This window comes from Brevibacillus sp. FW306-2-1A-C05A (assembly GCF_058781555.1).
In genome coordinates, this window is record NZ_JBYSWV010000003.1 from 43,400 (window position 1) to 55,429 (window position 12,030).

The 12,030-nt window shown below is 55.0% G+C and carries 9 protein-coding genes and 1 pseudogene; 9 read left to right on the forward strand and 1 reads right to left on the reverse strand.

What is annotated here, in order from left to right; all coding sequences use genetic code 11:
* Positions 1-100 precede the first annotated feature (100 nt).
* The 9 genes from AC3WJN_RS04200 (at position 101) to AC3WJN_RS04240 (ending at position 11,971) form a co-directional block, all read left to right on the forward strand.
* The gene (locus tag AC3WJN_RS04200; RefSeq protein ID WP_005827335.1) at positions 101-1,192 is read left to right on the forward strand and encodes a Glu/Leu/Phe/Val dehydrogenase dimerization domain-containing protein; all 1,092 of its coding nucleotides are present in this window, start codon (positions 101-103) and stop codon (positions 1,190-1,192) included.
* Between the two features lie 198 nt (positions 1,193-1,390).
* Positions 1,391-2,812, forward strand: coding sequence for a dihydrolipoyl dehydrogenase (lpdA, locus tag AC3WJN_RS04205; RefSeq protein ID WP_005827336.1), 1,422 nt, complete (start codon positions 1,391-1,393; stop codon positions 2,810-2,812).
* Between the two features lie 17 nt (positions 2,813-2,829).
* Entirely contained in the window at positions 2,830-3,822 is a 993-nt protein-coding gene (locus AC3WJN_RS04210) for a thiamine pyrophosphate-dependent dehydrogenase E1 component subunit alpha (protein WP_005827338.1), read from the forward strand.
* 13 nt (positions 3,823-3,835) lie between these two features.
* Positions 3,836-4,819 carry an alpha-ketoacid dehydrogenase subunit beta gene (locus tag AC3WJN_RS04215; protein ID WP_005827340.1) on the forward strand — a complete coding sequence of 328 codons (984 nt, stop codon included), beginning with the start codon at positions 3,836-3,838 and terminating at the stop codon, positions 4,817-4,819.
* A 21-nt stretch (positions 4,820-4,840) separates the two neighbouring features.
* Complete coding sequence (locus AC3WJN_RS04220) at positions 4,841-6,217, forward strand: dihydrolipoamide acetyltransferase family protein (RefSeq protein ID WP_007785554.1); 1,377 nt, start codon at positions 4,841-4,843, stop codon at positions 6,215-6,217.
* 273 nt (positions 6,218-6,490) lie between these two features.
* On the forward strand, positions 6,491-8,635 hold the full coding sequence (locus AC3WJN_RS04225) for a copper amine oxidase N-terminal domain-containing protein (RefSeq protein WP_007785552.1): 2,145 nt from the start codon (positions 6,491-6,493) through the stop codon (positions 8,633-8,635).
* Positions 8,636-9,005: 370 nt separating this feature from the next.
* Positions 9,006-9,419, forward strand: a complete 414-nt coding sequence (mce, locus tag AC3WJN_RS04230) for a methylmalonyl-CoA epimerase (protein ID WP_007785548.1) — start codon at positions 9,006-9,008, stop codon at positions 9,417-9,419.
* 101 nt (positions 9,420-9,520) lie between these two features.
* Positions 9,521-10,645 carry a M20/M25/M40 family metallo-hydrolase gene (locus tag AC3WJN_RS04235; RefSeq protein WP_007785547.1) on the forward strand — a complete coding sequence of 375 codons (1,125 nt, stop codon included), beginning with the start codon at positions 9,521-9,523 and terminating at the stop codon, positions 10,643-10,645.
* 117 nt (positions 10,646-10,762) lie between these two features.
* Positions 10,763-11,971: a DUF3866 family protein gene (locus AC3WJN_RS04240; protein WP_007785545.1), complete on the forward strand. Its 1,209-nt coding sequence runs from the start codon at positions 10,763-10,765 to the stop codon at positions 11,969-11,971.
* Positions 11,972-11,975: 4 nt separating this feature from the next.
* On the opposite strand, the pseudogene mciZ reads toward AC3WJN_RS04240, so the two are convergent.
* Positions 11,976-12,026 (reverse strand): annotated as a pseudogene (mciZ, locus tag AC3WJN_RS04245) (Z-ring formation inhibitor MciZ); the annotation flags it as partial.
* Positions 12,027-12,030: the final 4 nt, after the last annotated feature.

Consider the following 12,030-nt stretch of genomic DNA (forward strand, 5'->3'; position numbering starts at 1 on the left):
GATTGCGTTGGCATGACTTTTGCATAAACTACTTGGCGGGAAATTCTCCACACGGAGCCCACTGTTAACACAGAAGAATGATACTAGGGAGGTTTCTTCATTGAACATCTTTGACTACATGCAAAAGTACGATTACGAGCAACTGGTATTTTGCCAGGACGAAAATTCCGGCCTGAAAGCAATCATTTGCATTCATGATACGACACTTGGACCAGCATTGGGCGGCACGCGCATGTGGCCGTACAAAACAGAAGAAGAAGCGATCATCGACGTACTGCGCCTCGGTCGCGGCATGACCTACAAAAACGCGGCAGCAGGGCTTAACATCGGCGGCGGTAAAGCCGTTATCATCGGCGACCCGCGCCAGCACAAGAGCGAAGAGCTGTTCCGCGCGTTTGGCCGCTACATTCAAGGGCTGAATGGCCGCTACATCACGGCAGAGGACGTAGGTACGACTGTCGCGGACATGGATATGATCCACCTGGAGACAGATTATGTGACAGGCGTTTCTCCTGCATTCGGCTCCAGCGGCAACCCGTCCCCGGTAACAGCTTACGGCGTGTACCGCGGAATGAAGGCAGCGGCGAAGCTCGCTTTCGGCTCTGACTCTCTCTCCGGCCGGGTCGTTGCTGTACAAGGCGTCGGGAACGTGGCCTACAACTTGTGCCGCCATCTGCATGAAGAAGGCGCACATTTAATCGTCACCGATATCAATGAAGAAAACGTAAACCGCGCTGTCAACGATTTCGGGGCAAAAGCGGTTGGCGTCAACGATATTTTCGGCGTCGAGTGCGACATCTTCTCGCCTTGCGCACTGGGTGCGATCATCAACGACGACACCATTCCGCTTTTGAAAGCAAAAGTAATCGCAGGTGCGGCGAACAACCAGTTGAAAGAAGAGCGCCACGGCGACCTCATCCACGAAATGGGCCTGATCTACGCGCCAGACTACGTTATCAACGCGGGCGGCGTCATCAACGTGGCTGACGAGTTGCAAGGCTACAACCGCGAGCGCGCCCTGAAAAAAGTAGAAACAATCTACGACACGATCCTGAAAGTGTACGAAATTGCCGAGCGCGACGGCATGCCATCCTACAAGGCGGCTGACCGCATGGCCGAAGAGCGCATTGCCAGCGTAGGCAAATCCCGCAATACGTTCCTGCAAAACGGCAAGACCGTCTACCATCGCTAATCATTGTATAGCGAAAAACACTCCCCTGCTCCCGCTCTTTCCCGTCGACTGGGCGGTCAGGGGGTACATATCCTTTGTTCTTAGAATATTCTCATTCTCAGAAAAACGTAGGCAAGCGACACGAAAAATCAGCAGCCAGCTTTTTCGACTGTCTTCACCCATGTGGGAAGACGCTTCGTATGAAAGGGGAGATCCAGCATGTCTCAAGAATTCGATCTGGTCGTTCTCGGTGGAGGGACCGGCGGTTATGTAGCGGCGATTCGCGCTTCCCAGCTCGGAATGAATGTCGCGATTGTAGAAAAGGAAAAGCTCGGTGGCACATGCCTGCACCGCGGCTGCATCCCGTCCAAGGCGCTGTTGCGCAGCGCAGAAGTGTTTTCGACCTTGAAGGAAGCAGACAAGTACGGTGTTTCGGCAGGCGCTGTCGGCTATGACTTCGGCAAAATTCAGGATCGCAAGCAGGGCATTATCGACCAGCTTCACAAAGGGATTCAGTTTTTGATGAAAAAAGGCAAAATCACCGTCTTTGAAGGCTTCGGGCGCGTGATGGGGCCATCCATCTTTTCCCCGCAGGCAGGCGCTGTCCGCATCGAAAAAGAAAACGGCGACCAGGAAATGATCGTGCCGCGCTTTTTGCTGCTCGCGACCGGATCTCGTCCGCGCACGCTTCCAGGGCTGACGATTGACGGGTCCTACGTCGTGACCAGCGACGAGGCGCTGCAATGGGAAAAACTCCCTGAGTCGGTCGTCATCGTAGGCGGCGGCGTGATCGGCGTCGAGTGGGCGTCCATGCTGAACGATTTTGGCGTCGAGGTTACGATTGTCGAGTACGCGGATCGGATTTTGCCGTTCGAAGACGAAGAAGTGAGCAAGGAACTGGCCCGTTTGCTGAAAAAACGCAAAGTCAACATCGTCACTGGCGCGAAAGTTTTGCCGGAGACACTGGAAAAAGGCGAAGGCAAAGTCGTCATTTCCGCGGAGACGAAAAACGGCGTGGACACGTTTACGGCCGAGAAAATTCTCGTATCCGTAGGGCGTCAAGCCAATGTGGAAAACCTCGGCCTGGAAGCGACGGAAATCAAGGTCGAGCGCGGCGTCATCGTCGTCAACGAACATTTCCAGACGGCTGAATCGCATATATATGCCATTGGCGATGTCATTGGCGGCTTGCAGCTCGCTCACGTCGCTTCGCACGAAGGAATTTTGGCGGTCGAGCACATGGCAGGGCTGAATCCGCATCCGCTCGATTACACAAAGGTTCCGAAATGCACGTACAGCCGTCCGGAAGTGGCGAATGTCGGCTTGACGGAAAAAGAGGCGCGCGAACAAGGCTTTGACGTGAAGGTAGGCAAGTTCAGCTTCAAGCCATTGGGTAAAGCGCTGATCCACGGCGAAAATGACGGCTTTGTGAAGCTGGTCGTTGATGCCAAGACAAATGACCTGTTAGGAGTACACATGATCGGCACGCATGTGACCGATATGATTTCCGAGGCGGGCCTTGCCCGGGTGCTGGATGCGACTCCGTGGGAGATTGGACAGACCATCCACCCGCATCCTTCGCTCTCGGAGGCAATCATGGAAGCGGCCCAGGCCGTAGATGGAAAAGCGATTCACAATTAGCAAGGAGGGTATCCACGATGACAACCAAACGGCATGAACAAGTTGGTTTGACTGATGCGCAAGTCTTGGATATGTACTATTACATGCTGCTCGCGCGAAAAATTGACGAGCGCCAGTGGCTGTTGAATCGAGCGGGCAAAGTGCCGTTCGTCATTTCTTGCCAGGGGCAGGAGGCGGCTCAGGTAGGGGCGGCTTTCGCGCTGGAGACAGACAAAGATTTCTTGTGCCCGTACTACCGCGACCTCGGTCTGGTGCTCGTATTCGGCCAGACGGCGCGAGACTGCATGCTCTCCGCTTTTGCCAAGGCAGAAGACCCGAACAGCGGCGGACGCCAGATGCCAGGGCACTTCGGCGGTAAAAAATACAACATCCTGACAGGCTCCAGCCCGGTAACGACACAAGTTCCGCACGCAGTCGGCATGGCGCTGGCAGGCAGAATGCAAAACAAAGACTTTGTCGTGTACACCTCCTTCGGCGAAGGCTCCAGCAACCAGGGGGATTTCCACGAGGGAGCCAACTTCGCGGGCGTGCACAAGCTCCCGGTCATCTTTTTCTGTGAAAATAACAAATACGCGATCTCCGTTCCGCTGAAAAAGCAGCTCGCTTGCGAAAGCGTAGCAGACCGGGCGATTGGCTACGGCTTCCCGGGCGTCAGCGTAGACGGCAACGATCCGATTGAAGTGTACCGCGTCATGAAGGAAGCGGTGGACCGCGCTCGCCGCGGCGAAGGGCCGACATTGATCGAAGCGGTGATGTATCGTCTGGTACCTCACTCCAGCGACGACGACGACCGCGTGTATCGCACGCGGGAAGAGGTAGAAGAAGCGAAGAAAAAAGATCCGCTGATCGTTTTTGCCGCTTATTTGCGAGAAATCGGCTTGCTTGATGAAAATACAGAAGCGGATATGCTGGCGCGTGTGCAGCTCGAAGTAGACGAGGCGACCGAGTACGCGGAAAACGCTCCGTATCCGACACCTGAATCGACATTGACACACGTCTACGGGAACTAAGGGGGGAACTTTCATGGCAGTCATTTCGTTTATTGATGCGATTACGATGGCGATGCGCGAAGAGATGCGTCGCGATCCGAATGTATTTGTCCTCGGTGAAGACGTCGGGGTGCGCGGCGGCGTGTTCCGTGCGACCAACGGATTGATTGAAGAGTTCGGCGAGGCGCGCGTGATTGATACGCCGCTCGCAGAATCCGCGATTGTCGGAGTAGGGATCGGGGCGGCGGCTTACGGCATGCGCCCGATTGCTGAAATCCAGTTTGCCGACTTCATCATGCCGGCCGTGAACCAGATTGTCAGCGAAGCGGCGAAAATGCGCTATCGCTCCAACAACGACTGGAATTGCCCGATCACGATCCGCGCTCCGTTCGGCGGCGGCGTGCACGGCGCGCTCTACCACTCGCAGTCGGTTGAGGCGATGTTTACGAATGTTCCCGGCTTGAAGGTCGTGGCGCCTTCCACTCCGTACGATGCAAAAGGTCTGCTCAAGGCGGCCATTCGCGACGAGGACCCGGTGCTGTTCTTCGAGCACAAGCGCTGCTACCGCCTTATCAAAGGCGAAGTGCCGGAGCATGACTACGTGCTGCCGATCGGAAAAGCAGATGTCAAACGGGAAGGTACGGACATCACCGTCATTTCCTACGGCCTTGCCCTGCACTTCTGCCTGCAAGCAGCCGAGAAGCTCGCACAGGAAGGCATCAGCGCGCACGTTCTCGATTTGCGTACGCTGTACCCGCTGGACAAGGAAGCGATTGTCGAAGCGGCGTCCAAGACCGGAAAAGTGCTGATCGTGCATGAGGACAACAAGGAGGGCGGCGTCGGCGGAGAGGTAGCGGCAATCGTGGCTGAGCATTGCCTGTTCGATCTGGATGCGCCGATCAAGCGTCTGTGCGGACCGGATGTACCTGCGATGCCGTACAGCCCGCCGATGGAGAAATTTTTCATGCTCAACCCGGAAAAAGTATTGGAAGCAATGCGCGAGTTGGCCAACTTTTAAAGGCGAGGAGGACCAAAGATCATGGCAACGAAAGTACTTATGCCCCAGCTCGGCGAGAGTGTGACCGAGGGGACCATCAGCAAATGGTTGGTCAATGTTGGCGACACCGTCAAAAAATACGATCCGTTGGCGGAAGTGACGACAGACAAGGTGAATGCGGAGGTTCCTTCCACCGTATCCGGACGAGTCGCGGAGATCGTCGTTCCCGAAGGAGAAACGGTAGCGGTCGGGACATTGATCCTATATATAGAAGAAAGTGGTGCAGCAGGCGAGTCTGCCAGCCCGGCAGCAGCAGAGGCGCCAGCACCAGCTTCTGCGGCGATTCAGGCGAGCACCGCACCGAGTGCCCCGGCAGCAGCACCCGCTGTACCATCCGCTCCGGCAGCCCGGCAAGCGGCTGGAAACGACGGGACGAAGCAGCGCTATTCGCCTGCCGTCGTGATGCTCTCGCAGCAGCATGGTATTGATCTGTCCCGCGTCGTGGGAACAGGCGCAGGCGGACGGATTACGCGCAAAGACGTGCAAGCGATCATTGACGCGGGCGGCCAAAAGCCGGCTGAGCCAGTGGCAGAGGCAGTTGCACAACCACCTGTGGCAGCGACTCCTGCTCCAGCGGCTGCAACTCCGGCTCCGACAGCAGCTCCGGCTCCGACAGCGCCTGCTGCGACGCCAGCACCTTCCGTCGACATTCCGGTTGCGACTGGCGATCAGATCGTTCCGGTAACGCCAATTCGCCGGACGATCGCCAACCGGATGGTGCAAAGCAAGCACGAGGCGCCACATGCCTGGACGATGATCGAGGTGGACGTGACCAATCTGGTCAACTTCCGCAACCAGGCAAAAGCCGAGTTTGCGAAAAAAGAAGGGCTCAACCTCACCTTCCTGCCGTTCTTTATCAAGGCGGTTGTCGAAGCGCTGAAAGAATACCCGATGATTAACTCGACATGGGCGAACGACAAAATCATCGTGAAAAAAGACATCAATATTTCCATTGCGGTCGCGACAGAGGACGCGCTTTACGTTCCGGTCATCAAGGACGCCGACCAGAAGTCGATTCTCGGCATCGCCAAGGCTGTCGACGATCTGGCTGCACGCACACGCGCCGGCAAGCTGACGATGGACGACATGACGGGCGGTACGTTTACCGTCAACAACACTGGCTCGTTTGGCTCCGTTTTGTCGCAGCCGATCATCAATTCGCCGCAAGCGGCAATTCTCAGCGTGGAATCAATCGTGAAGCGTCCGGTCGTCATCAACGACATGATCGCCGTGCGTTCCATGGTGAACCTGTGCATGTCTTTGGATCACCGCGTGCTCGATGGACTCATTTGCGGACGCTTCCTGCAAAGCGTCAAGCAAAAGCTGGAGAGCATCGGCCCGGATACGAAGCTGTACTGATCGCTCGCCAAAAAGCGAGCAACGCCAACCAGGTCGGGTCCGGCCTGGTTTTTTTATGGCTGCCGAAGAGAGGGGCATTCGCCAGCAAAAAAATTTTCCGATGAACGATTTTTACATGTAACTTTTTCGCGGGTGAATGCGTCTTAGCAATAGTAGCCAAGGAGTCTCTTATCTTCCATAGAAGAGATTCCCTCCAGATATCATTTATGGTAGACTGGTAGCGACCTGCTAGAGAATGATTTCCAGATTATAGGTAAATGTGGGAGGAAAAACATGAAGAAGAGTAAAAAAGCACTGCCAATAGTGCTGGCATCAGCGCTGGCCGCTACACCTTTTGTCGCTGTACCGAAAGAAGCCCATGCTTTGAAAAAAGTGACCGTCAAAGCGGACAACGATGGGGCTGACAAGGATAGCTCTTACGACATCAGCTTCACGCTGGAAGACGATCTATCCAAAGGAGATACCATTACGGTTGAGTTTGACTCCGAATATACCGTGAGCAAAAATATCAGTTCTAGTGATATAGATGCGGATTTCAAAATCAAAAGCGCGAAAGCAAGCGGTAAAAAAGTTATCATTACCGTGAACGAAGACTTTGAAGATGGCGACAAAATTTCGTTCACTATTGAAGACGGAATCACAAACCCTGAAGACAAGGGAACCTATGATGTATATGTTTCAACCAGCAATGAAGATGAAGAATCCACCGAAGTCACGATCAAAAGCAGCTCCAGCAGCTCCGGCTCCAGCAAGGACTACTCCGTATCACTCAGCAGCAAGGCAGCGGGCGAAGCGACAAGCGTCAAGCTGGGCAAAATCTCGCTGAAAGGCAGCGACGAGCTGGAAACCAACGAGTACATCACCGTCATTTTCCCGGATGAAGACATGCTGCCGTCCAAAATCGACGCGGGCGATGTCAAGTTGAACGGCTACTCGGTGAAAACCGTCAGCGTAAAAGATGACGAGGTGGAAATCAAGGTTCCAAGCTCCGTTGCCGGAGATGATTACATCACCCTCGAATTCAGCAAGTCTGCTGGCATCGAAAACCCTAGCGCTGGCAGCAAATACACGTACAAAGTCAAATACGATGGTGTTACATACGAATCTGAACAGTTCGAAATCACCAAATCCGGTTCCAGCACCAGCACAGCGACCAACAGCTTTACGGTCAACCTGTCCGACCCGTCTGCGGGAGCGCGTTCCAGCTACACGTTTGACGCCGACTTCGGCAGCAAACAGTTGAAAGCGGACGAAGAGCTCGTTCTGGAATTCCCGTCTGCCGATATGGTTCCAGGCATTCTGTCTGCCTCTGATTTTACCTTGAACGGCAAAACGGCCAAGCGAGTCAGCGCTTCCGGCAACAAGGTGTACATTACGGCTCCGTCCAACTTCTCTGCCACCAGCGAAGTAAAAGTAGTCGTTTCCTTCTCTGCCTGGATCACCAACCCGAAAACAGCGGGCAGCTACACCTTGAAGGCGACAGCCGCTGGCCGGACTTTGGAGTCCAAGTCGTTCACGATTGGCGGTTCTGTTGTCAATCCGACACCGAACCCGGCGCCAACACCTACTCCGACACCAACACCGAACAACACGGTGAATAACAGCACAGCGACCATCGCGCTGACCTCGACAGCGCTTGGCAAGCCGACAGGTGTCAATGTGGCGATCAAAGGTCTCGGCGTAGGACTTGTGAAGCAGCGCGACTTCGTGGAGCTTGTGTTCCCGGCAGGTTACAAGGTTCCGGCGTACATCGCTCCGGCAAACGTAACCGTGAACGGCGTAGCCGCCAACTACGTAGCGGTGCGCGGCCAAAACGTGCTGATTTACCCGTCGCAAGACATTCCGGCAGCGACAGCGGCAAACATCAGCATCAATGCTGCTGCCAACATCGTAAACCCTGCTGTGAAAAACACATACAGCATCAGCGTCTTTACGTCTGAAGAAAAAGGATTGCTGTTTGCGCGCGCAGTAGGCGTCGGAATGCCAGCTCCGGCTCAACCAGCGCCGCAGCCGACACCACAGCCGCAACAGCCAGCCGTGACCGTGCCGACGAATGCAGCGCTGTTCAAGGTGAATACAGCGAACTTCACCTTGCACGGTAAAACCTATCCATTGCAAGTAGCGCCTTATATCGCAAACGGCAATACGACAATGGTACCAGCGCAATTCTTCAAGGAAGCGCTCGCGCTGACCACCCAATGGAACAATTCCACTGTGGCGATCATCAGCGGAACAAAAGTGATGAAGTTCACCGTTGGCTCCAACAAAGCAAGAGTGGGCAACCAGGAAATCACCCTGCCTACGCCTGTCGTGCTGAAAAATGGCATGCCAATGATCCCGGTTCGCACCGTAACCGACAACCTCGGCTACAAAGTAGGCTGGGATGCGAAGACATCCAGCGTCTTCGTTTACAAGTAAAAACAGGCAAGCATTACTGTAGAACGGAAAAACCCCCTGCGCAGCATGTTGGCTGCGGCAGGGGGTTTTTGGCGTACCCGCAGGCGTTTACAGGTAGTAAAAAAACGTAGGCACAACGAGGGAGAGAATCAGCAAGCCAATTAGGATTTTCGCAAACAGCGACTGAAATTTCACGGTGGAAAAACCTCCTTTCAGATCGGAAAATGACCAAATGAGAGGAAAATATCAGGTAATTTCGACTCTAGCTATGCTAGAATGAAAAGAGAACAACCTTGATTGTTTTTTTAGCTTTAACACGAATGTGTGACCTCAACAGGATTGTACCGAAATGTAGCCGAAGAGACAACCATTTGCGAAAAGGATGATGGCTGTGAGCGCACCAAACAAGATTGCCCATATCGGAATTGCGGTAAAAAGTCTGGAGCAGTCGCTCCCTTTTTACACCGAGCAGTTGGGCTTGACATTGGTTGGGACGGAAAAAGTCGAGAGTGAGCAAGTAAACGTAGCGTTTTTGGCGATCGGAGAAAGCCGGATCGAACTGTTGGAACCGCTTTCGGCGGACAGCCCGATTGCCAAGTTCATCGAAAAGCGGGGCGAAGGGGTGCACCATATCGCGTTCGACGTAGATGACGTGGCAAGCCGATTGCAGCAGTTGAAGGAGCAGGGAGTGGCGCTCATTCACGAAGTGCCGAAAGCCGGTGCGCACGACGCTCTGATCGGATTTTTGCATCCGAAGGCGGCGGGCGGCGTCCTGTACGAGCTGTGCCAGTATCCAAAAGCGTAAAAGAATCGCGAGCGATTTCGTAGTAGAAAAAATTTTTTTGCGGTATACTGGAACTTGTGAATATGTACCAAAATCGGGCAAGTAATCGGGAGGTAACGAGTGTGAGTGCGATCAACGAAGAACGTTTGCTAAACGAGTTTCTGGAGCTCGTGCAGATTGACAGCGAAACGAAAAACGAGGCAGCCATCAACAAGGTGCTGAAACAAAAGCTGATCGAGATGGGCTTTACGGTCGAAGAGGATGACGCAGCAGCGAAGACAGGCCATGGAGCCAACAACCTGATTGCGACCTTGGAAGGCACAGGAAACGGTCCGGCGATTTTGTTCAGCAGCCACATGGATACCGTTGTGCCGGGTAACGGCATCAAGCCGCAAATCCGCGATGGCTACGTCTATTCCGACGGTACGACCATTCTCGGAGCGGATGACAAGGCGGGGATTGCTGCTATTTTTGAAGGCATTCGCACGCTGAAGGAACAAAACTTGCCCCATCCAACGATCCAGGTTGTCTTGACCGTAGGGGAAGAATCCGGTCTGGTCGGTTCCCGCGCGTTGGACGCAAGCTTGCTCAAGGCGGAGATGGGCTTCATTCTCGACTCTGAAGGCCCTGTCGGCAAAATTACGGTGGCAGGTGCGGGTCAGTACCGTATCGTCACCAAAATCCATGGGAAAGCCGCTCACGCTGGCGTCAACCCAGAGGATGGAATCAGCGCGATCACCGTTGCTAGCAAGGCGATTTCCCGCATGTCGCTGGGACGCATCGACGCGGATACCACCGCGAATATCGGGCGTTTCGAAGGCGGCAAGGCGTACAACATCGTCAGCGATTACGTGGAAATCTGGTCCGAAGCGCGCAGTCTCGTGATGGACAAGTTGGAAGCGCAAGTGAAGAAAATGACGACAGCGTTCGAGGAAGCGGCAGCCGAGATGGGCGCTACTTGCGAGAACAACGTCATCTTCATGTACCACGGCTACAAATTCAATGAAGAAACGCCAGTCGTGCAAAAAGCGATCGGCGCAGTCAAACGCATTGACCGCAATCCGGAGCTTGTCGCAAGCGGCGGCGGCAGCGACGGCAACGTGTTCAACGGCTACAACATCCCGAGCGTGAACTTTGCCATCGGCTACGAGGAAATTCATACGAAAAACGAGCGCATGCCAATCGCTGAACTGAACAAAGCAGCCGAGCTGGTGCTCGCTATCATCGCAGAAGTACAGGAACAGTAGGAACAGGCTGGCGGAATCCCGATGGGGGTTCCGCTTTTTGCTTTTTTGCGAATGGATGATTGGGACAAACGTTGTCTGTCATAGACTGTAGGAAGGAGCGGGACGAGGGGGAGGAGCATGCTGTATCTGGTGACGGGCACGGTCATTCGTATAGGAGAAAAGCACGCGGGAATGCAAGTGCTGGAGGTCGAGTTGGCTGCTTGCGCCGGGGAGGAAGCTGGCCCGCAGAAGGCACTTTCGTTTGCCCAGGAGGACTACCGCATCGGCGATACGCTCCTGCTCAATACGACGGCGCTGCGCCTGCAACTCGGGACGGGCGGGTTTCATCTGGTCGTCGGCAAGACTGGGGAAGAGGCAAGCCGCGACGTCATGCCGAGCAAATGGGGACATATTATGAAAATGCGCTATTCGCCCTGGCAGTTGGCAGTGGATGCGGTCGAAGAACAGGCCAGCCCTTTTCACGACTTGTTTCGGCAGCCGGACCTGTCGCTGGACGGTACGCCTGTGCTCATCGGCGAGCTGCACAGCCTGCTGCCGCCGGCAATACTTGCGCTCAAAGAAAACGATCCGCAACTGCGGTTAGTCTATGTCATGCCCGATGCGGCTTCGCTGCCGATTGCGCTTAGCCGTCACGTCCAACAGTTGTCCCGGTCGGGCAACTTGACGGCGACGATTACGACGGGACATGCGTGGGGCGGCGATCGCGAGGCGGTGACGATTCATAGCGGTTTGCTGGCCGCGCGCCATGTGGAGCGGGCCGATGTCATCGTCTGCATGCTTGGCCCGGGCGTTGCGGGAACGGGCACTTCCTACGGTTTTTCCGGCGTCCAGTTGGCAGAAGTGATTCATGCCGTGTCGGCACTGGGAGGCACGCCTTTTTTTATTCCGCGCATCAGCTTTGCCGACCAGCGCAGCCGCCATTACGGCATCAGCCATCATACGACTGCGATCCTCGGCAGATTTGCCCTCTGCCCCGTGCTGGTGACGTTGCCGCGGCTTGGCGACGAGCGCGATGCGATTATCGAAGAGCAGCTCGCAGCGATTACAGACAGCCGGGCCGGACACAGGCTGGCATATGGACCAGCGCCGTCTGTCGCGCGCCTCGATGCGCTGGAAAAAGGCTACGGCTTGTCCTTTTCCACAATGGGCAGAAGCTGGCGAGAGGACCCGGTTCCGTTTCAGACGGCTGTTTTGGCCGCCGATCTTTTGGGGAAAAGCCTGTCGTATCCGGCGGAGGCGCTCAGCGGCGAGCAGCGTTTGTCCGCTTCGTCAAATACTCTTGAAGCGTTAGCTCTTTATTTGACCAGGAGCGGAGAGCGGCCTTGATTTCCCATGCTTTTCCAACCATCCGCAATTGCTTTTCGCTGACATAGGTTTTCATTCAC

Coding starts and splice junctions, on each gene's coding strand:
- lpdA (WP_005827336.1), top strand. CDS start 1,391: ATGTCTCAAGAATTCGATCTGGTCGTTCTCGGTGGAGGGACCGGCGGT.
- AC3WJN_RS04225 (WP_007785552.1), top strand. CDS start 6,491: ATGAAGAAGAGTAAAAAAGCACTGCCAATAGTGCTGGCATCAGCGCTG.
- AC3WJN_RS04215 (WP_005827340.1), top strand. CDS start 3,836: ATGGCAGTCATTTCGTTTATTGATGCGATTACGATGGCGATGCGCGAA.
- AC3WJN_RS04240 (WP_007785545.1), top strand. CDS start 10,763: ATGCTGTATCTGGTGACGGGCACGGTCATTCGTATAGGAGAAAAGCAC.
- AC3WJN_RS04210 (WP_005827338.1), top strand. CDS start 2,830: ATGACAACCAAACGGCATGAACAAGTTGGTTTGACTGATGCGCAAGTC.
- AC3WJN_RS04220 (WP_007785554.1), top strand. CDS start 4,841: ATGGCAACGAAAGTACTTATGCCCCAGCTCGGCGAGAGTGTGACCGAG.